Consider the following 19,595-nt stretch of genomic DNA (forward strand, 5'->3'; position numbering starts at 1 on the left):
CTCAGAGGTAGCGGCCGAAGAAGTCGAAGATCTTGCCCCAGCCGTCCACGGCGGCCTCCACCCGGTACGCCGGGCGGTCGACGGCGAAGAACGCGTGCCCGGCGTTCTCGTAGGTGTGGAACTCGTGCTCCTTGCCGAGCCGGTCCAGTTCGGCGGACAGCTCCGCGGTCTCCGCGGGGGAGGGGAACTTGTCCTCGGCGCCGAACAGGCCGAGCAGCGGGCAGGACAGCTGCGGTGCCAGGCCCAGGATCGGCTTCATGGTCGGGGGCATGCCGGCCGGCGGGTCGTTGACGACGAAGGCGCCGTAGCAGTCCACCGCGGCGTCGATCCGCAGCGAGCACGCGGACAGGAAGGTCTGCCGGCCGCCGGAGCAGTGCCCGATCACGCCGATCTTGCCGTTCGCGCCCTCCAGGGAGTTGAGGTGCTTGGCGGCGCCGTCGACGTCGCCGACCAGCCGCTCGTCCGGCACGCCGCCGGCCGCGCGGACGGTCGCCGCGGCGTCGTCCGGGTCCGCGCCCGGAGCCTCGCGCGAGTACAGGTTCGGGCAGAGCGCGGCGTAACCGTGCGCGGCGAACTTGCGCACCATCTCCTTGGTGGCCTCGTCGTAGCCGGGCATGTGGTGGATGACGACGACACCGCCCCGTGGCTCGTCGCCCAGCGGCCGGGCGAGGTACGCCTCGATCTCGTCGTCGTTGTGCCCCTTGATGGTGACGGTCTCGGCCCTGAGCGCGTCGCTCATACTTTCTCCTCAACATGGACATATCGGGTGCCGCGCAGGAGCGAGGCCAGCGCGGCGATCGCCGCCATGACGGCGGCGGCGGTGAACACGAGCACCAGACCATGATGGAACGGCCCGGAGACGAGTTCGGGGAAGAACGATTTTCCGGTGAGCGTCGCCCGGTTGGCGGCGGGAAGCCCGTCCAGCAGGCCGTTCGACCCGAGCAGGTGGCCGATCGGGTTGTCGCCCAGGAACGCCGCGAACAGCGTACTGACCGGCGGCAGGGTGGCCACGCGCGTGGCGTCGCCCGCGGGCACCGACTGGGCCTGCAGCCCGGCCGACAGGGTGTGCGGCAGCGAGTTCGCCAGGCCCGCGATCATCAGGGAGAAGAACACCCCGATCGACAGCGCGGTTCCGGAGTTCTGGAACGTCGCCCGCATCCCGGACGCCACGCCGCGTTGGTCGGGCGGCACGCTGCTCATGACCGCCGAGGTGTTCGGCGCCGAGAACATGCCCTGCCCGAAGCCGCTGGCGAACAGCAGGGCCGCGAACGCCCAGAACGAGAAGTCGACCGGCAGGGACAGCAGCCCGACGAACGCCGCGCAGACCACGGCGAGGCCGCCGGTGGAGAACAGCCGGGCGCCGAACCGGTCCGACAGGTAGCCCGAGATCGGGCCCGCCACGAGGAAACCGGCGGTCAGCGGGAGCATGTAGATGCCCGCCCACAGCGGCGTGCGCTCGTAGTCGTAGCCGTGCAGCGGCAGCCAGATGCCCTGCAGCCAGATGATCAGCATGAACTGCATGCCGCCCCGCGCGATCGCGGTGAGCAGCGCCGCGAGGTTGCCGGCCGCGAACGCCCGGATCCGGAACAGCCCGAGGCGCAGCATCGGCTCGGCGACCCGCGTCTCCACGACGCAGAACGCCGCCAGCAGCAGTACGCCGCCGCACAGCCCGCCGAGCACCCGGGGGTTGGCCCACCCGGTCGCGTGCCCGCCGTACGGCTGGATCCCGTACGTGATCGAGGCGAGCAGGACCAGCGCCCCGCACACGAAGGTGAGGTTGCCGAGCCAGTCGATCCGCGCCGCGCGCGGCGAGCCGACCTCGCGCAGGCTGCGGTAGGACCAGAGGGTGCCGAAGACGCCGATCGGCACGCTGACCCAGAACACCGCGCGCCAGTCGATCTCGGCGAGCAGCCCGCCGGCCAGCAGCCCGAGGAACTGCCCGGCCAGCGCGGTGATCTGGTTGATGCCGAGCGCCATGCCGCGCTGTTCGAGCGGGAACGCGTCGGTGAGGATGGCCGCGGAGTTGGCCGTCAGCATCGCTCCGCCGACGCCCTGGACGACGCGCCACCCGATCAGCCACAGCGCCCCCGACCCGCCGCGGAAGGGGTCGACCGACAGCGCCAGCGAGGCCACCGCGAAGATCATGAAGCCGAGGTTGTAGAGGCGGACACGGCCGAACATGTCGCCGAGCCGCCCGAGTGCCACGACGAGTACGGCCGCGACGAGCAGGTAGCCGAGGATCATCCACAGCAGATAGCCGATGTTGGCGGGGGAGAGCGGGTCCAGCCCGATGCCCCGGAAGATCGCCGGCATCGAGATGATCACGATGGAGCCGTCCACCGAGGCCATGAGCACGCCGAGCGTGGTGTTGGAAAGGGCCGTCCACTTGTACCGGTCGCCGTGCGTCACAGGCTGTCCGCCAGCCGGTCGAGCAGGGGGACGACCTCGATCAGGCGGCGTCGCTCCTCGGGGCTGAACCCCTCCGTGAGCGCCCGGCTCAGGCGGCGCACGCTCGCCGAACGCCGGTCGAGCAGGATCCCGCGGCCGTCCTCGGTGATCGACATCGACACGCGGCGCCCGTCGTCCGGGTCGGGCATCCGCGCCACGAGGCCGCGCTGTTCGAGCGCCGCCAGCGTGGTTCCCATCGCCTGGGGCCGCACCCGTTCTCCGCCCGCGAGCGCGCCGGGTGTCGCGGGGCCGTCCCGGTCGAGCCGCGACAGCACCGACACCTCCGACAGGGTCAGCTCTCCGGGCTCGTGCGCCTGCCGCAGCCGCCGTACGACCCGGCCGAGGGCGACACGCAGATCGGAGGCCGCACGGTCCTCATCCGCCTCGTTCACCACAATTCGTAAACTAAGACTTATAAGGCTGTATGTACAAATCGGGCGGGTGGCGTCAGGAGGCGGTTCGCCGCTCCAGGGCCGAGAGGCTGCGGATGAGGTCGCCGACCCGGACGATGCCCAGGCAGCGGCCGACCTCGTCGACGACCACCAGGTCGTCGTACACCCGCGACGTGTCGTCGCCGGCGGCGCGCAGCGCGGCGATCGCCGGTACGGTGCGCGGCACCGGCCGGGGCTGATCGGCCAGGCGCGCGGCGGGCTTGTGCGAGTGCAGGGCGTGGCCGTACGCCCCGGCGAGCTTGAGCAGGAACCGCGTCCGGTCGACCGTGTACCGCGGCCGCTGCGCCGGATCCACCAGGACCACGCTGGTCGTCGTGGGTTCGGCGTTGAAGGCGGAGAAGACCTCATCCGCGGTCACGGTGTCGGCCATGACGGCCGCGGGCAGCATGAACTCCGTCACGCGCGGGCCGAGCCGGTCGGTCTCGCGCGGGCCCAGGCGCACCGTCACGGGCATGCCCGGCCGCCAGTCCGGCGCGGCGAGCAGCGGTCCCTGGGCCAGCCGTACGCCGAGGCCGCGCAGCTTGACCAGTTGCTCGTCGTGGACGACGCCGGGGGCGAGCACGTGGCCGCCCGTACGACGGCCCAGCGAGACCAGGGCGTCGACGAGGGCCGCGCGCCGGGGATCCGCCGACGCGCGCCGGGCCAGTTCGGGGTCGAGCGCGAGTACGGACGGCGCGACCTCGGCGAGGAAGCGCGCCGGCAGGTCGGCCGCGCGTTCGATCGCGATGAGGTAGCCCGTGGCCCGCAGCCGGCCGAGCCGTGCGACGGCCTCCTGCGGCGGCATGCCGGCGAACAGACCGCTCACCGAAATGATCACGCCGCTCGGCCGGCGGCCCATGCTCATGAACGTCTGGTGCAGGCGGTCAATGCCGCGGTCGTCGGTGAGCGTGGCGGCGCGCAGGGCCACGTGGAGCGGCAGCAGGGTCTCGCGCTGTGTGGTGGCGTTGGCGGCGAGGATCGCCCGGTCGACGTCGGACTCCAGATCGGTGACCCGGCCGGCGGGCGCGGGCGCGCTCACCGCCACGACGGTGCCGGTCTCCAGGTCCATGACGGGGTGGAGCGCGAGGTTCGGGGACGGAGGCGGCGCGGCGTGACCACCGGGGCCGCGTCGCGCGAAGGCGCCCTCCGCCCCGCGCGAATAGGCGGCGTACTCCGTCACAGGGCCTCCTTCGTCGGTCCTGTGACCAAGGTGCTGTGCCTTTTGGCTCCCTCGCTTCGCTCGGTCACAGGCCCTCCTTCGTCGGCCCTGTGACCAAGGTGCTGTGCCTTTTGGCTCCCTCGCTTCGCTCGGTCACGTACTGATTCTGCGTGACGTTATGAGCGAATTGTCAGTGTTGGTGGACTGTTCACCGGCATTTCGGGTGTTCGCCGCCGCTGAGACCGGCGGGTCGCTAGTACCAGCTGATGCTCAGGACGGCGATGAGGTAGGTGATGCAGGCGATGGCCGCGAGGCCCGCCAGCACCCAGATCTCCGCGCCCCGCAGCGCCTGCACGATGAGCGCCGCCACGATCACCGCCACCAGCACGTCGCAGGTCGCCGCCGCGGCACGCGTGTGCCCGCCGCCACGGCCGCCGGCCGCGCCGAACGTGTCGTGCGATCCGCCGGACGCCTCGCCGCCCCTCGCCCCGAGGAGCAGGGCGTACGCCAGCAGGACGGCGGCGGCCACCAGCCCCGTCTCGGTCTGCCCGCGGAGTGCCACGGTTGCCCCGACCGCCACACCCGCGGCCACGGCGAGAACGGGCGCGATCCAGCGGTGCGCGCGCCGTCGTTCGGGAGCGATCCACATGCCCGGAGTCCTCCCACCCTGCCGGGAAAGCCAAACCGTCCTGAACTCCAACCGAGATCATCATTTGGCTTCCGCAGGGCAAAGGCGGAGGGGCCGGGAGGCTCAGCTCCGCGGCCGGGCGGGACGGCTCTCCGGGCGGTTCCCGTCCGCGGCGGGAGGCACCGCGCCGGCGCTCGCGCGCCGTCCGCGCGCCGCGCGCCGGGCCGAGACCACGGCCGCCGCGGCGCCGGCGATCACGACCACGAGGAGGCCCACGACGAACCACAGGTACGCGGGGACGCCGAGGAACGTGACGAGACCGCCGTCGACGTCCATCACCTCCCGGTACGGCGTGTCGGCCGTGTAGCCGAGCCGGAGATCGTCGGTGAAGGCGGACGGCGGGATGCCGTGCCGTACCACCTCGGTGAGGAAGGCGCCGTCCCCGACCATCGCGCGCAGCCCCGGCGAGGCGACCATCGAGGGCGTCACCCGGCCCGCGTACGTGGTGAGCATGCCGCCCTCGAGCCCCGACACCGAGACGCGGTGCGGCGCGAGGACGTACAGGTGCACGGACTGCGGCGACGTGGCCAGCCGGGACAGCCGGATCGGATAGATCGGGGCATCGCTGGCGAAGGTCACGCGCAGGGGATCCAGCGCACCGGTGAGACGGCCCTGCCGCGGTGCGAGCTTGATCGCGGTGTAGGTCCAGTGCCGCGCGACGTACGGCTTCAGTGCCTCGGCCAGGCGCCCGGGGAGGCGGTAACCGTGCGCGGTCAGCCACGAGGCCAGTGCCCTCGAGTCGCCGGCGGACAGCGTGGTCACCTCGAACGGGCCGAGCCGCTGCCGGTCGAGCACCCCGACCCCGTCACCCCTCCTCGGCGCCGCGGCGCCGACCATCGTGTCGCCGCCGAGGCGCGGCAGCCACCGCCGGTGCCGGACGACGGCCGGCTCGGTCAGCCGGTCCAGCTGGTCGAACCAGGCGCTGTCGCCGAGCGTCACCCGCGCCCGCGCCGGCGTCGGCATCAGCCACGCGGCGTCCCGGGCCTGCGAGCGCACCGACAGCCGCATGACGATCTCCTCCTGCCCGCCGTCGTAGCGGACGATGGAGGTCTCGTCCGCCACGTTCACTCCGGACCTGGTAGAGGTCACGAGCGCGCCGCAGCCGCAGGCCCACGACGGGCGCATGAGTGAGAGACCGGCGGCGGCGACGGCCAGCACGAGGGCGAGACGAGCGAGATGCCTGATGCGCATGTCCCTCAGACGCCGGTCCGCGCCGGGCCGTTGCGGGACACGGATCACGGTTCGGACTCGGCCGGGCCGGCGCGCCCGGCACCGGCGTGGTGACTCACTCGGCGGTCTCGATCCGCTTCAGCAGCTGCTCGCGCCTGGCCTCCAGGGAGTCGACGAGCGCCTCCTGCTCTTCGGCCGCGGTGATCAGCGCGGCACGCTCGGCCTCGTCGGTCGGGTCGAACCACCGCTCGCCGATCTGTCGTCGGAGCTCCGCCGCCGACTCCCGCAGTCGCGCGATCTCGGCCTCGACGAGCTCCAGTTCGCGCCGGAGGCTCGCAGACGTCGTACGGTCATCGCGTCCGGCCATGACGGACCCCCCTCTCCTGGCCGGCGGAACCCCCTCAACGGACGCGTTCCCCCGATGCGCGGCGCCACACGTCAGGTACGCCCCCGGGGCAGGACCGCCACCGGGCAGGGCGCCGCGCGCACCACCTTGAACGCCGTCTCGCCGAGGAACACCCGGTGCACCGGGGCGTCCTCGCTGCTGGCGCAGACCAGCAGGTCGCCCTGGCTCCAGTCGAGGTCCGCCACGGCCGCCGCCACGTCGTCGCCCGTGCCGACGGCGGCCTGGACCTCGCCGGGATCCATCCCGTGGCTCTCGGCGGCCGTCCTGATCGCCAGCGCCAGGTCGTCGCGCAGCGGGTCCTCGTCCGCGCCGTCGAGCGCCAGCGTGACCAGCCGCAGCGGCACGCCCAGCCGCGCCGCTGCGGACGCGGCCGCCGTGACCGCCTCGTCGCACTGCGGGCGGCGGACGTACGCCACGGTGATCCGCTCGGGCGCGCCGGACGGCGTGTGTCCCTGGGGCGTGAGCAGCACCGCCTGGGTCGCGGCGTGCAGCAGGTGGTCGGCGGTGCCGCCCAGGTTGATCCGCCCGTGCGCTCCGCCCGGCGGCGAGCCGATCACGATCAGATCGGCGCCGGTCCGGCTCGCCAGCACCGACAGTCCGCGGCTCGCGCCGCGGCTCTCGTGCGTCACGAGGTCGGCCGGGAACTCCTCGAGCAGGGCGGCGGCGTGCGCGAGCGCCGCCTGCGCCTCGACCACCGAGGCGGCGCGCTCCGGCGAGTGCACCACGGCCACCGTGAGCCGCGCACCGGTCACCTCCGCGATGCTCCGCGCGAGCGCCAGCGCCTCGCGGCCCCCCGCGTCATCGACATACCCCGCCAGCACGTGGTCCCGGATCACGACTCGAACATTCCCCCGCAAGCCGGGATGACGCGGGCCGCGGTGGCCTCATCCGGCACGTGTGCCCGACGGGTGTTCGTGACCGGTCGTCGTCTCCCGTAGACTGACGCCATGCTTGCGAGCTGATCAGGCGCTCCCAGGGCGCGGCCGGGCCGCAGAGGCCACGGGCGGCGCCCTTTTCGACGTCCGCAGTCGCCCCAGCCCGCCCCCCAGGAGCGTTTCCACCGTGATCACTGCCCAAGGCATCGAACTGCGAGCCGGCGCCCGCCTGCTCCTCGAAGGCGCCTCGTTCCGCGTCAACCCCGGCGACCGGGTCGGCCTCGTCGGCCGCAACGGAGCCGGCAAGACCACCCTCACGCGCGTGCTCGCCGGTGAGGGGCTGCCCGCGTCGGGCCAGGTGACCCGCTCGGGCACGGTCGGCTACCTGCCGCAGGACCCGCGCACCGGCGACCTCGAGGTCCTCGCCCGCGACCGCATCCTGTCCGCGCGGGGCCTGGACGAGGTGATCCGGCAGATGCGGGAGGCCGAGGAGCGCATGGCGACCGCCGACGGCGCCGAGCGCGACAAGGCCGTCCGCCGCTACGGCCGGCTGGAGGATCGGCTGCACGTCCTCGGCGGCTACGCCGCCGACGCCGAGGCCGCCTCCATCGCCTCCAGCCTCAACCTGCCCGACCGGGTGCTCGGCCAGCCGCTGCGCACCCTGTCCGGCGGCCAGCGGCGCCGCGTCGAGCTGGCCCGCATCCTGTTCTCCGGCGCCGACACGCTGCTCCTCGACGAGCCGACGAACCACCTCGACGCCGACTCGATCAGCTGGCTGCGCGACTTCCTCAAGAGCCACCAGGGCGGCCTGATCGTGATCAGCCACGACGTCGGGCTGCTCGACGTGGTCGTCAACAAGGTGTTCCACCTCGACGCGAACCGCAATGTGATCGACATCTACAACGTGGGCTGGAAGAAGTACCTCGCCCAGCGGGAGACCGACGAGCGGCGCCGCCGGCGGGAGCGCGCCAACGCCGAGCGCCAGGCGAGCACCCTGCAGACCCAGGCCGACAAGATGCGCGCCAAGGCCACGAAGGCCAAGGCCGCCCAGCAGATGGAGCGGCGGGCGCAGCGCCTGCTCGCGGGCGTCGAGGACGAGCGGAGGGCGGACAAAGTCGCCAAGATTCGCTTCCCCGCACCCGCTCCGTGTGGCAAAACGCCGCTCATGGCGCGAGCTTTGTCGAAATCGTACGGTTCGTTGGAAGTCTTCACGGATGTCGATTTGGCCGTTGATCGAGGCAGCCGCGTGGTGGTCCTCGGCCTGAACGGAGCGGGCAAAACGACGCTTCTGCGCCTGCTCGCCGGCGTCGAGAAGGCCGACACGGGGGAGCGGGTCGACGGGCACGGTCTGCGGCTCGGCTACTACGCCCAGGAGCACGAGACGCTCGACCTGGACCGCACGGTCCTGGAGAACATGCGCTCGGCGGCACCCGACCTGCCGGAGGTCGAGGTGCGCAAGATCCTGGGCTCGTTCCTGTTCGCCGGTGACGACGTCGACAAGCCCGCGCGCGTGCTGTCCGGCGGGGAGAAGACGCGCCTCGCCCTCGCGACGCTCGTGGTCTCCAGCGCCAACGTCCTGCTCCTCGACGAGCCCACCAACAACCTCGATCCGGCGAGCCGGGAGGAGATCCTCGCGGCCCTCCGTTCGTACGCGGGAGCCATCGTTCTTGTGACTCACGATGAGGGTGCGGTGGAGGCGCTCCAACCGGAAAGAGTGATCTTGCTTCCTGATGGTGTCGAAGATATTTGGAGTGACGAATTTTCCGATCTCGTGGCACTTGCCTGACCTGCGACGCAACCTGTACGCAAGGAAGCAGATCTTTTCTGGCGTAGTGGGTAGCCGATCGCGCGTGAATGTCTGATCATGGCGGGGGATAACGCAGCGGTCACCACATCACTACGGGAGGTACTCGTGGCCGAGACCCTAAAGAAGGGCACCCGCGTGACCGGTGCCGAGAGAGACAAGTTGGCAGAGCAGCTGAAGAAACGCTACGACTCCGGTGAGAGCATCCGCGCCCTGGCCGCCGCGACCGGCCGGTCGTACGGCTTCATTCACCGGATCCTCACCGAGTCCGGCGTGAACCTGCGCGGTCGAGGTGGAGCGACCCGTGGAAAGAAGGCCTGAGAAGCCGTCGTGCAGCCCTGACGGTTTCACGAGCCGTCTCTGACGCCTGCTCCCCTCTGCTCCGTGCGCCGTACCGTCTGACGCTCGTCGTGCCCGACCCGTTAAGGTCGGGCACGACGGCGGCCCGATCCGCCCTCGGGGCGGACCAGGAAAGGACGGTCATGGCGGACGGCTCTATCACTCATGCCGAATTCGAGCAGGCGGGCCTGCGTCTCGCCGTCGAGGGAGCCGTGGCCACGATCACGCTGGCCCGGCCCGAGCGGCGCAACGCGCTGACGTTCAGCACGTGGCGCACGCTGGCCCGGATCGGAGACACGCTCCCGGACGGCGTGCGGGTCGTCGTCGTACGGGGGGAGGGGCCGGCGTTCTCGGCCGGCATCGACCTGCGCCTGTTCACCGCGGAGGGCGTCCCGGGGGAGGACGCCCTCGCTCCGCGCGACGAGGAGTTCATCCACGGGCTGCAGGCCGGCTACCTGTGGCTGCGCCGGCCCGACATCGTCTCCATCGCGGCGGTGCACGGCCACGCCATCGGAGGGGGCTTCCAGCTCGCCCTGGCCTGTGACCTGCGGGTCGTGGCCGACGACGTCAAGTTCGCGATGAAGGAGCCGGCGCTCGGCATCGTGCCCGACCTGACCGGCACCAAGCCGCTCGTCGACATCGTCGGCGTGCCGCGGGCGCTGGAGCTCTGTCTGACCGCGCGCACCGTGTTCGCCGACGAGGCCGCCCGGCTCGGGCTCGCCGAGCTGGTGGTGCCCGTCGCCGACCTGGGCAAGGCGGTGGACGATCTCGTCGCGGCGATCCTGGCCGTACGGCCCACGACCGCGGTGGCGACCAAGCGCCTGCTGCGCGCAGCCCCGGGCAACACGCTGGAGGAGCAGTCCGCGGCCGAGCGCCGTGAGCAGGTCGCCCTGCTGCGCGAGCTCGCCGGCGAGCGGTCTTCCTGATCTCCCGCGCCGGTTCGGCCGGCCCCGCACGGGACGTGGATCCGGTTCACGCCCGGGTAGGGGCATGGCATGAGCCGGATTCGGGGGAGATGACGATGACGAAGAAGAAGCCTCACAAGGGCGACGAGGTCTCCTGGCGCAGCCACGGAAGCGAGACCCACGGCAAGGTCGAGCGGGAGATCACCGAACGCACCGAGGCGGCGGGACGCACCGTCGACGCCTCACCGGACGACCCGCAGTACGAGGTCCGCAGCGACAGGTCCGGCCGCACGGCGGTGCACCGGCCGGACGCGCTTCGCGAGAAGAAGAAGCACTGACGGAGGCCGCGGACGCCCCTGGTCCGCGTCGCCTTCCCTCACCAGCGGCCTACCTGCGGCGATGCGGGCGGCCGGTGCGATAGTGGCGAGTAGGCGGGGTGCGAGTCGTTCGCGCGCGAACGGCGCCCGTGAGAAGGGGGCCCCATGAAAGCGGTGGTCTATCACGGCCCGAGGGACGTCCGGGTGGATCAGGTGGCCGATCCGGTGATCGAGGCGCCGACGGACGTGCTGATCAGGGTCACGACGACGAACATCTGCGGCTCCGACCTCCACATGTACGAGGGCCGGACGAGCATCGAACCCGGGCGCGTGCTGGGGCACGAGAACCTCGGCGAGGTGATCGAGGTCGGCGCGGCCGTCGAGCGCGTACGCGTGGGGGACCGGGTGTGCGTGCCGTTCAACGTCAGCTGCGGCTACTGCAAGAACTGCGAGCGCGGGCTGACGGCGTTCTGCCTGACGACGAATCCGCCGTCCGCGGGCGCGGCCTTCGGGTTCGCCGGCATGGGTCCCTACAGCGGCGGCCAGGCGGAGTATCTGCGTGTCCCGCACGGTGACTTCATGTGCCTCGAACTGCCGCCGGAGAGACCCGACAAGGAGATCGACTATGTGATGTGCGCGGACATCTTCCCCACGGGCTACCACGTGACCGAGCTCGCGGGCCTCCGGCCGGGCGAGTCCGTCGTCGTCTACGGGGCGGGGCCGGTCGGGCTCATGGCGGCCTACTCCGCGATCATCAAGGGAGCGGGCCGCGTGCTGGTGGTCGACCTGCATCCGGACCGGCTACGGCTCGCGGAGGAGATCGGGGCGATCCCGATCGACTACAGCGAGGCGTCGGCGGTCGAGCAGGTGCTCGACCTGACCGGCGGCGAGGGCGCCGACCGCGGCTGCGAGTGCGTCGGGTTCCAGGCGCACGACGTCGCCTGCGTCGAGCATCCCAGCATCACCTTGAACAATCTGATCGCCTCGGTGCGGCCCACCGGCACGATCGCGGTCGTCGGCGTCTTCGTCCGCGAGGATCCGCAGGCGCCGGATCTCCTTTACCGGCGCGGGAAGATCGTCTTCGACTTCGGCGAGTTCTGGTTCAAGGGCCAGACGATGGCCACGGGCCAGTGCAACGTCAAGGCCTACAACCGCCGGCTGCGCGACCTGATCGCCGACGGCAAGGCCAGCCCGTCCTTCGTGGTGTCCCACGAACTGCCGCTCGATGAGGCGCCGGAGGGCTACCAGCAGTTCGATGTCCGGAAGAGCGGCTGGACGAAGGTCGTCCTGCACCCGTGAATGCGAGTCTGAGGGTATGGCCGTCCGTTGTCTGATCGTCGACGACAACGAGCGCTTCCTCCAAGTCGCTCGCGATCTGCTCAAGCGCGACGGAATCGCCGTCGTCGGCGTCGCCACCACCTCGGCCGAGGCGTTCCGCCAGGCCGAGCGGCTCCGTCCCGACGTCGCGCTCGTCGACATCATGCTCGGCGAGGAGCACGGCTTCGACCTCGCGGACGCACTGGCGCAGGCCCCGGAACCGCCCCACGTGATCCTGATCTCCACCTACGTGGAGACGGACTTCGCCGAACTGATCGCGGCCAGCCCGGCGATCGGCTTCCTGTCCAAGACCCGTCTGTCCGGCAGCGCCATCCGCACCCTGCTCACGAACGCCGGAGCAGGAAGCGTCTAGTCCAGGAGGATGCCGGACACGTCGCGGCAGTAGTCGAGGAGACGGTCCTGCCGTTCGGCGTCGCGCGCGGACGGATGCAGGTCCGCGGGCCGGCGGTGGTAGAGGTAACGGCCGGTTTCCCGCGCGTCCGGGTCGTCGCTCACCGCGAGCCACACCTGGGTCCGGTGCGCCTGGTCGAGGTCGTCCGGCGCGCCCGGACCGCCCATGCGCGTCGCCACCCACCCCGGGCTGACCGCGTTCGACGGCACCCCGGGCCGGCGTCGCGCGACGCCGAAGGCCAGCAGCACGTCGTGGAGCTTGGTGTCGGAATAGGCCTGGCTGCCGTTCCAGGGGCGCCCGGCCCACTGGAGGTCCTCCAGGCTCGGATCGCCGCCGAGGTGCATGCCCGAACTCAGGTAGATCAGCCGGTCGGGCCGGTGCATGAGCGCCGTGAGCACGTAGGGCGCGAGCACGTTGACGGCCCACAGGTGGGACAGGCCGTCGGCGGTCTCGACGCGGCGCGGCTCGCGGTACCCGAGCCCGACGTTGTGGATCACGGCGTCGAACCGTCCTCGCCCGTTCGCCTGGTCCGCGACCTCGCGCATGGCCGTGAGCGTCGTGACGTCGCCGACCACCACCGCCTCGGCCTGCGGGAGCGCGGCCCGCGCGTCCTCGGCCCGGGCGTCGTTCCTGGCGTGGAGCACGACCGCGTGCCCCTCCTCAACCAGGAGGCGCCCGGCCATCAGGCCGAGCCCGTCCGACGAACCGGTGATGAAGACTCTCGCCACATCTCCTCCACTGCTTGCCGGTATGAAGTGATCATCGCACCGGGTTCCCTGGACCTAGGTCGGAGGGTCCGTCCCGGATCGGCAGGGGGGCCGATGACGGCGCCCGCTAACGTGGCGCAGGCTGGTCGTGTCGACGGGAATCACGCGTCCGCGCATCCTGTTGTCAACGATGCTTACATGATTACGTCTTAACCTCCGGGAGGAATCACCGTGGGAATGCCGGACAACGGCTGGATGGTGATGATGTCGTTCCGCCGCGACAACTCGGTGGTCAAGGAGCGCCTGAAGGCGGGCACGGTGCGCCGCATCGCCGGCTACGCACGCCCGTACGTCCGCGAGCTCGTCCTGTTCCTGGCTCTGAACGCGGTCGCCGCCGTCATCGTCGTGGCGAACCCGCTGCTGCTCAAGGCGATCATCGACCGCGGCATCGTGCAGCACCGGACCGGCCTGGTCGTCGGGCTCGCGGTCGCCGTCGGCGTGCTGGCGCTCTTCGACGCGGTGATCGGCCTGGCGCAGCGGTGGTACTCCGCGCGCATCGGTGAAGGACTCATCTACGACCTGCGGACCCAGGTCTTCGACCACGTCCAGCGCATGCCGGTCGCGTTCTTCATGCGCGCCCAGACCGGCTCGCTGGTCAGCCGGCTCAACAGCGACGTCATCGGCGCCCAGCGCGCCCTCACGACGACCTTGTCCTCAGTGGTCTCCAACGTGATCAGCCTGATCCTCGTGCTGGTCACGATGCTCGTGCTGTCCTGGCAGGTCACGCTCATCGCCCTGGTCCTGTTGCCGATCTTCATCTTCCCGGCCAAGTGGGTCGGGCGGCGGCTGCAGAAGATCAGCAGAGAGCAGATGCAGCTCGACGCCGAGATGGGCTCGCTGATGACCGAGCGGTTCAACGTCGCGGGCGCGATGCTCGCCAAGCTGTACGGCCGCCCCGAGGAGGAGTCGGCGATGTTCGCGGGTCGGGCGGCACGCGTCCGCGACATCGGCGTCGTCTCGGGCATGTACGGCCGCGTGTTCTTCACCGCGCTGACGCTCGTCGCCTCGCTGGCCACCGCCATGGTGTACGGCGTCGGCGGGTCACTGGTGGTGAACGGCAGCTTCCAGCTCGGCACCCTCGTCGCCCTGGCCACGCTGCTGACCCGCATGTACGGCCCGCTCACCGCGCTGTCCAACGTGCACGTCGACGTGATGACCGCCCTGGTCAGCTTCGACCGGGTCTTCGAGGTGCTCGACCTGCCGCCGATGGTGGCCGAGAAGCCGGACGCGACGCCGCTGCCCCGCACCGGCGAGGCGCCGGCCGTGGAGTTCGACGACGTCACCTTCCGCTACCCGGCCGCCGCGGAGGTCTCGCTGGCCTCGCTGGAGTCGATCGCGCGCACCGACACGGCACCGAGCCGTGAGGTGCTGCACGGGGTGGACTTCCGGGTCGAACCGGGTGGCCTGACCGCGCTCGTGGGACCCTCGGGCGCCGGCAAGACGACCATCACCCAGCTCGTGTCCCGGCTCTACGACGTCACGGACGGCGTGGTCCGCATCGACGGTCAGGACGTCCGCGACGCCACGCTCGAGTCGCTGCGCGACGCCATCGGCGTCGTCACCCAGGACGCGCACCTGTTCCACGACTCGATCCGCGCCAACCTGGTGTACGCGCGGCCGGACGCGACCGATGAGGAGCTGGTCGAGGCGCTGCGAGCGGCCCAGATCTGGGACCTGGTCGCGGAGATGCCGGACGGCCTGGACACCGTGGTCGGCGACCGGGGCTACCGGCTGTCCGGCGGTGAGAAGCAGCGCCTGGCGATCGCCCGGCTGCTGCTCAAGGCGCCCTCGGTCGTGGTGCTGGACGAGGCGACCGCGCACCTGGACTCCGAATCCGAGGCGGCGGTGCAGCGGGCGCTGAAGACCGCCCTCGCGGGCCGTACGTCGATCGTCATCGCCCACCGGCTGTCCACGATCCGCGAGGCCGACCAGATCCTGGTGATCGACAACGGCCGGGTGCTGGAGCGGGGCCGCCACGACGAGCTGCTCGACCGCGGCGGACTGTACGCCGAGCTGTACCACACCCAGTTCGCCCGGCAGGAGCGGGCGGACGACGTCGTACCCGCCGCGGCGCCCCAGGCCTGAGCGACCGCACCGCGGAAGCGGGAGGAGTGAGGCGTACGGGGCAGGGGTAGACCCAGCGGTGTGAGCACTGCGTACATCACCCGGGCACGCTGGGTGATGGCCGCGGTCTGGTCGGCGTGCGGTCTGCTCCTCGTCGGAGCGCCGGCCGGCGCGGACCCGGCCTACGCGGGCCGTTCGAAGGTGTTCGGCCTCGTCCAGGCGGGGCCGGGCCCGGACCGCGTGCTGTTCGCGCCGGCCCGCATGGTGCGGCACGGGGGGCCAGAGACGGTACGCCCGGCGTCCGTCGGGCGCTACCTGCCGCTGACGATCGCGCCCGGAGCGGTGATCCGTGCTTCGGCGCCGATCGTCGACCACGGCGTCACCGACTACGTGCGCGGTGTCCGGCTGACCCCGGAGCAGCTCGACGACGACCTGCGACGGCTGAGCCGGCGGTCGCACCCGCTGCTGGACCGCGCCCACATGTTCGAGCTCTGGTTCGACGGCCAGGGCCGGATCGTCCGCATGCAGCACTACTTCAGCCCCTGAGCCCCGAACCGGAGCGGGGGCGCGTCGACATCGGGGGACCAGATGAATCGTCCGCTCGTCCTGACGTGCGTCGCCCTGAGCGCGGTCATGCCGCTCACCGGGTGCGGAGGGAACAAGAAGGCCGCGACGGTCGCGCAAAGCGCGAGCCCGGGGGCGCGACACCATGCGCCGGCCGCGACACGCGCGCCGTCCGCCTCGGCGACCGTCACCGGCACCGTACGGGTCGGCGGCTACTGCAAGGCCACCGGCGTGGTGGGCAGGACCGCGAACGGCGGCTGGGCCCGGTGTCTCAAGAAGCCCGGCGACAAGCAGGCCCGCTGGTACTCGCAGGCTCCGTCGACCACCGCGCCGCGCGCCGGCGAGTACTGCTCGCGGGCCGGGGCGACCGCCAAGGCCGCCACGGGCAAGAGGCTGACGTGCACCAAGAAGGCCGGCGAGACCCGGCCGCGCTGGCGCACGAAGTGAGCGGGCGGACTTAACGCAGGCGCATTCTCGAGTCCACATCCCTGTCGCGTGCCCGGCTCACCCTGGGAGGCGGCAGGCGATTCTCTTCACCGCGGAGTGAGTGCGATGAGCAGTACGAAACGCGGGGTCCGGCGGTTCGCCGCGCTCCTCGTCGGTTGCGGCGCGGCCGGTCTGGTGATCGGCTGGAGCTACGAACGGGTGCCGGCCGTCGGCCATTCGCGTCCGCTCGGCCGGTAGCCGAGCCGGCGGAGCTCCGCGCCGGCGATCTTCTCCACCTGGGTGACCTGCTTGGGCGTGAGGTGGTCCTGCCACATGCCGATGTCGTCGTCGCCGACGCCGTGCAGCGCGCTCTTGGCGATCCGCTGCCCGAGGTAGTCGGAGATGTCGCCCAGGATCTCGCGGGTGCGCGTGACCAGATCCTCGTAGCGGATGGTGAACAGCTGTTCGTCGGGCGTCTGGGCGCGCAGCCGGGCGCTGAGCCGGATCGACCCGCGCCAGCGCAGCGCGCACTTGACCGCCACGCCCGCCCGCGGCCAGCGCGCCCGCTCGGTCTCGTCCTCGACGCCGAGGAAGGCGTTGGGGAACACCTCGTCCAGGTTGGCGAAGCCGGGACGGAACCACGCGAGGCAGCGCTCGTCGGAGACCATCCCGGCGACGACGTCACGGCCGTCGCGGATCACCTGGATCAGCTGCGCGTCGGGGAAGGCGTCCAGGATGACGTCGGCGCTGTAGATCAGGTCGGGTGTCGCGTCGGCGAACCGCTGGATGCCGCGCGGGTCGGCGCAGACGCCGTCGGGGCCGAGCCGCCCCAGGTCACGGCACTGCGCCGGGCACTCACCGCACCCGTCCGGGGTGACCTGCCAGCTCTGCGCGTACGCGTCGCGCATCACCCGGGCGGCGCCCGCGCCCCGCTCGCTCGCGATCGAGGGGCGGCGGGCGAACGCGTAGACCGTACGCACCACGTTGGGACGGCCCATCGTCAGGTGGAAGGCCGTCGAGTGCCGGATCGCGCGGGCGACCAGATCCGTGCCCGAATGGGGCGCGCCGAGCAGGAAGACCGGGCGCCGGACCTTGGTGCCGTTCACCACCAGGATGTGCGGAGACGTGGAACGCGGGGGTGTCACCAGCGTGTCACCTCGGGCGGGGCCGCTACGCGGGCGCTCGTCAGCCGACGACCGCGAGCGCGTCGATCTCGACGAGCAGACCCTCGGCCAGCCCGACGAACACCGTCGTACGCGCGGGGTAGGGCTCGCGGACATAGTCCTCGTACACCGCGTTCATCTCCGCGAAGTCCTCCCGGCGCGTGAGGTAGACCCGCAGCATCAGAACGTCGTCGAAGCCGGAGCCGGCCTCCTCCAGCACCGCCCGGACGTTCTCCAGCGCCTGGCGGGTCTGCTCGCCCACGGTCTCGCCGACGACGATCCCGGTGGCGGGGTCGACCGGGACCTGACCGGCGACCTGGAGGATGCCGCCCTTGCGGACGCCCTGGCTGTACGCCGCGGCCGGCCGGGGAGCCTTCGCGGTGTGAAAAGCGATCTTGTCACTCATGCGGGTTACTCATCTCTTGGCACCGGCCGGATGGCCCCGGCGCCGTCGGCGCTCCTAGAGGGATGGTACTGACTTCGGGACCTTCATGGTCACGCCGGGCCGATGCCCGTCCGCCCCGCCCGCGGCCCTTCCGATGCCGGTGACACGGCGAGGGCGATCACCGCCCCGGCGCCCCCCGGACAGACCTTTACCAGGCCCTGACCTGCGGATACCGGCGCGGGTACGAGATCACGCCCGCTCCGGCTGGTTGACTCGGCCGATCGCAGACGCCGGCGCTGGCCGCCGGTGTCGGGGGCACGTGCGCGGCGGTGAACGCCGCCGCGCGGAGGGGGGCGATGATGCCGCTACGCCTGATCAAAGGTTCCTACCGGATCCTGCACAGCCAGCCCGATGGTGACTCGATCCACTTCTTCCCCGACGACGCGGAGGCGTTCGTCAAACTGCGCATGAACGCGCATCTCAGCGCCGTCGGCAGCGTGCAGCTGCGACTCGACGCGATCGACGCGCTGGAGACGCACTACACGCCGCACGGCCACGGGGGCTTCACCCAGCACCAGCCGCTCCCGCTCGCACACGCGGCCGCCGACCGGCTGCTGGCCCTGCTGGGCTTCAGCGACGTCAAGCGGGAGCGGGAGACCGTCACGAGCGCCACGCCGGACGAGACGCCCGGTTACATCCTGACCCGCTTCGCCGACAAGTACGGGCGGCCGGTGGCGTTCGCGTACGCGGGCGCGAGCGAGGAGACCGATCTCGCGCAGGTGCGGGCCACCGCGGCGACGGTGCGCGAGAGCGTGAACCACCGGCTGCTCTCCGAGGGGCTGGTGTACCCGACGTTCTACAGCAAGCTGTACCCCGACCTGCGCGCCGAGCTGACCACCGCCGCCCAGGCCGCACGCGCCGAGGGACACGGCGTGTGGAGCGGCGACGCGACCACGAGCGGCGCGACCGTGACCAGCCTGGCCGACCTGGACGACCACATCGTGATCCTGCCGAAGCTGTTCCGCCGGCTCGTGGACTACCTGGCCCTGGGCGCCGGCGACGTGTCCCTCGACCGGTTCACGGCCTTCCTCGCCGCACGGAACGACCGCCTGTTCGTCATCTCCGAGGCGCACGCGACCGGCCTGGACACCGTCACCGCCGTGTCCGGCCAGAAGATCCGGCTCACCCACCCGCCCGAGGATCTGGTGTTCATCGAGGCGTGACCGCGGTCACGCGGGGCTGCCACGATGGCGGGATGACCGTTGTTCTGCTGCATTCGATGTACGGCCTGCGGGCCGCGGTGCTCGACGCCGCGGCCCGCATCCGTGCCACCACCGGGCACGAGGTCGTGGTCCCCGACCTGTACGACGGCCGCACGGCGGACGACGCCGAGACCGGCCTGAAGATCAGGGACGAGATCGGCCCGGAGGAACTGGCCCGGCGCGCGGCCGCCGCGGCCGCGCCGTACGCGGGGGAGAGCACGGTGTACGCGGGCCTCTCCCTCGGCGCGAGCCTGGCCCAGCGCCTCGCGCTGGGCGGCGGCGCGCGGGGGCTGCTGCTGATGCACGGCACCGCGGAGGTCCCGGAGGGCACGGCCGTCCCCGGCCTGCCCGTGCAGCTGCACGTCGCCGACCCGGACGAGTGGGAACCGGCCGACTGGCTGGGGGAGTGGCAGGAGGGGATGCGCCGCGCCGGCGCGCGCGCCGAACTGTTCCGCTACCCGGGCGCGGGCCACCTGTTCACCGACCCGGACCTGGCCGACCACGACGAGCCGTCCGCACGAAAGGCCTGGGAGCGCGCCCTCGCCTTCCTCCAGGGACTGTGACCGCCGCGCCGTCGGACGTTCGGGGTGCCGACCCGCCGGAAGGGTGAGATCCCGAATCCGCGGCGGCGGGCGGGGGACCCAGGCACGAGGAGGCGGGGTCTTCGAGGACTACCGACCCCCAGAGCCGGGT

The 19,595-nt window shown here is 71.8% G+C and carries 22 protein-coding genes; 11 read left to right on the forward strand and 11 right to left on the reverse strand.

The genetic code is table 11. The features are described from left to right. Position 1 precedes the first annotated feature (1 nt). The 8 genes from ACQEV1_RS25150 to ACQEV1_RS25185 all read right to left on the reverse strand — a co-directional run bounded on the left by ACQEV1_RS25150 (position 2) and on the right by ACQEV1_RS25185 (position 7,138). Positions 2-739, reverse strand: a complete 738-nt coding sequence (locus ACQEV1_RS25150) for a dienelactone hydrolase family protein (RefSeq protein ID WP_285624923.1) — start codon at positions 737-739, stop codon at positions 2-4. Next, positions 736-2,409: an MFS transporter gene (locus ACQEV1_RS25155; protein ID WP_285624921.1), complete on the reverse strand. Its 1,674-nt coding sequence runs from the start codon at positions 2,407-2,409 to the stop codon at positions 736-738. Before ACQEV1_RS25155 ends, ACQEV1_RS25150 begins: the two co-directional genes overlap by 4 nt. After that, positions 2,406-2,843: a MarR family winged helix-turn-helix transcriptional regulator gene (locus ACQEV1_RS25160; RefSeq protein ID WP_433396486.1), complete on the reverse strand. Its 438-nt coding sequence runs from the start codon at positions 2,841-2,843 to the stop codon at positions 2,406-2,408. Before ACQEV1_RS25160 ends, ACQEV1_RS25155 begins: the two co-directional genes overlap by 4 nt. Before the next feature lie 52 nt (positions 2,844-2,895). Then, entirely contained in the window at positions 2,896-4,059 is a 1,164-nt protein-coding gene (locus ACQEV1_RS25165) for an EAL domain-containing protein (RefSeq protein WP_433396487.1), read from the reverse strand. 232 nt (positions 4,060-4,291) lie between these two features. Continuing rightward, positions 4,292-4,687, reverse strand: coding sequence for an ABC transporter permease (locus ACQEV1_RS25170; RefSeq protein WP_285624915.1), 396 nt, complete (start codon positions 4,685-4,687; stop codon positions 4,292-4,294). A gap of 102 nt (positions 4,688-4,789) precedes the next feature. Beyond that, positions 4,790-5,917 carry a DUF2330 domain-containing protein gene (locus ACQEV1_RS25175; RefSeq protein WP_285624913.1) on the reverse strand — a complete coding sequence of 376 codons (1,128 nt, stop codon included), beginning with the start codon at positions 5,915-5,917 and terminating at the stop codon, positions 4,790-4,792. Positions 5,918-6,011: 94 nt separating this feature from the next. Further along, positions 6,012-6,263, reverse strand: a complete 252-nt coding sequence (locus ACQEV1_RS25180) for a hypothetical protein (RefSeq protein WP_433396490.1) — start codon at positions 6,261-6,263, stop codon at positions 6,012-6,014. A 71-nt stretch (positions 6,264-6,334) separates the two neighbouring features. After that, positions 6,335-7,138, reverse strand: coding sequence for a universal stress protein (locus ACQEV1_RS25185; protein ID WP_433396492.1), 804 nt, complete (start codon positions 7,136-7,138; stop codon positions 6,335-6,337). Positions 7,139-7,364: 226 nt separating this feature from the next. Between ACQEV1_RS25185 and ACQEV1_RS25190 the strand changes: the two genes are divergently transcribed. The 6 genes from ACQEV1_RS25190 to ACQEV1_RS25215 all read left to right on the forward strand — a co-directional run bounded on the left by ACQEV1_RS25190 (position 7,365) and on the right by ACQEV1_RS25215 (position 12,232). Continuing rightward, entirely contained in the window at positions 7,365-8,963 is a 1,599-nt protein-coding gene (locus tag ACQEV1_RS25190) for an ABC-F family ATP-binding cassette domain-containing protein (RefSeq protein ID WP_285583435.1), read from the forward strand. 126 nt (positions 8,964-9,089) lie between these two features. Further along, on the forward strand, positions 9,090-9,302 hold the full coding sequence (locus tag ACQEV1_RS25195) for a helix-turn-helix domain-containing protein (RefSeq protein WP_285583432.1): 213 nt from the start codon (positions 9,090-9,092) through the stop codon (positions 9,300-9,302). A gap of 161 nt (positions 9,303-9,463) precedes the next feature. Continuing rightward, positions 9,464-10,246, forward strand: a complete 783-nt coding sequence (locus tag ACQEV1_RS25200; RefSeq protein WP_285624906.1) for an enoyl-CoA hydratase/isomerase family protein — start codon at positions 9,464-9,466, stop codon at positions 10,244-10,246. A 95-nt stretch (positions 10,247-10,341) separates the two neighbouring features. Next, positions 10,342-10,563, forward strand: a complete 222-nt coding sequence (locus ACQEV1_RS25205) for a DUF2945 domain-containing protein (protein WP_285624904.1) — start codon at positions 10,342-10,344, stop codon at positions 10,561-10,563. 144 nt (positions 10,564-10,707) lie between these two features. Further along, entirely contained in the window at positions 10,708-11,841 is a 1,134-nt protein-coding gene (locus tag ACQEV1_RS25210; RefSeq protein WP_285624902.1) for a glutathione-independent formaldehyde dehydrogenase, read from the forward strand. Between the two features lie 16 nt (positions 11,842-11,857). Next, positions 11,858-12,232: a response regulator gene (locus ACQEV1_RS25215; RefSeq protein WP_285624899.1), complete on the forward strand. Its 375-nt coding sequence runs from the start codon at positions 11,858-11,860 to the stop codon at positions 12,230-12,232. Here the strand turns inward: ACQEV1_RS25215 and ACQEV1_RS25220 are convergent. Next, positions 12,229-12,999 (reverse strand): SDR family NAD(P)-dependent oxidoreductase, encoded by a 771-nt coding sequence (locus ACQEV1_RS25220; protein WP_433396496.1) that lies wholly within the window; start codon positions 12,997-12,999, stop codon positions 12,229-12,231. The genes ACQEV1_RS25215 and ACQEV1_RS25220 overlap by 4 nt on opposite strands. Before the next feature lie 216 nt (positions 13,000-13,215). On the opposite strand from ACQEV1_RS25220, the gene ACQEV1_RS25225 reads away from it, so the two are divergent. From ACQEV1_RS25225 to ACQEV1_RS25235, 3 genes are read left to right on the forward strand one after another with little or no spacing between them, the layout of a single operon-like run. After that, positions 13,216-15,123 carry an ABC transporter ATP-binding protein gene (locus tag ACQEV1_RS25225; RefSeq protein WP_433405967.1) on the forward strand — a complete coding sequence of 636 codons (1,908 nt, stop codon included), beginning with the start codon at positions 13,216-13,218 and terminating at the stop codon, positions 15,121-15,123. Between the two features lie 60 nt (positions 15,124-15,183). Next, a complete protein-coding gene (locus ACQEV1_RS25230) occupies positions 15,184-15,648 on the forward strand; it encodes a hypothetical protein (protein WP_285624895.1) in 465 nt (154 codons plus the stop codon). Between the two features lie 42 nt (positions 15,649-15,690). Continuing rightward, complete coding sequence (locus tag ACQEV1_RS25235; protein ID WP_433396498.1) at positions 15,691-16,113, forward strand: hypothetical protein; 423 nt, start codon at positions 15,691-15,693, stop codon at positions 16,111-16,113. Between the two features lie 188 nt (positions 16,114-16,301). Here ACQEV1_RS25235 and ACQEV1_RS25240 read toward each other — a convergent pair whose 3' ends face one another. Both ACQEV1_RS25240 and ACQEV1_RS25245 read right to left on the reverse strand, forming a co-directional pair. Beyond that, positions 16,302-17,237, reverse strand: coding sequence for a sulfotransferase family protein (locus ACQEV1_RS25240; protein ID WP_285583420.1), 936 nt, complete (start codon positions 17,235-17,237; stop codon positions 16,302-16,304). Positions 17,238-17,277: 40 nt separating this feature from the next. Then, complete coding sequence (locus ACQEV1_RS25245; RefSeq protein ID WP_285583418.1) at positions 17,278-17,661, reverse strand: RidA family protein; 384 nt, start codon at positions 17,659-17,661, stop codon at positions 17,278-17,280. A 335-nt stretch (positions 17,662-17,996) separates the two neighbouring features. Between ACQEV1_RS25245 and ACQEV1_RS25250 the strand changes: the two genes are divergently transcribed. Both ACQEV1_RS25250 and ACQEV1_RS25255 read left to right on the forward strand, forming a co-directional pair. Next, entirely contained in the window at positions 17,997-18,863 is an 867-nt protein-coding gene (locus tag ACQEV1_RS25250) for a thermonuclease family protein (RefSeq protein WP_433396501.1), read from the forward strand. Positions 18,864-18,895: 32 nt separating this feature from the next. Continuing rightward, positions 18,896-19,465: a dienelactone hydrolase family protein gene (locus ACQEV1_RS25255; protein ID WP_285624888.1), complete on the forward strand. Its 570-nt coding sequence runs from the start codon at positions 18,896-18,898 to the stop codon at positions 19,463-19,465. The last annotated feature ends 130 nt before the right edge of the window (positions 19,466-19,595 follow it).

This window comes from Actinoallomurus sp. CA-142502 (assembly GCF_050936355.1).
In the GTDB taxonomy this organism is placed as follows: domain Bacteria; phylum Actinomycetota; class Actinomycetes; order Streptosporangiales; family Streptosporangiaceae; genus Actinoallomurus; species Actinoallomurus iriomotensis.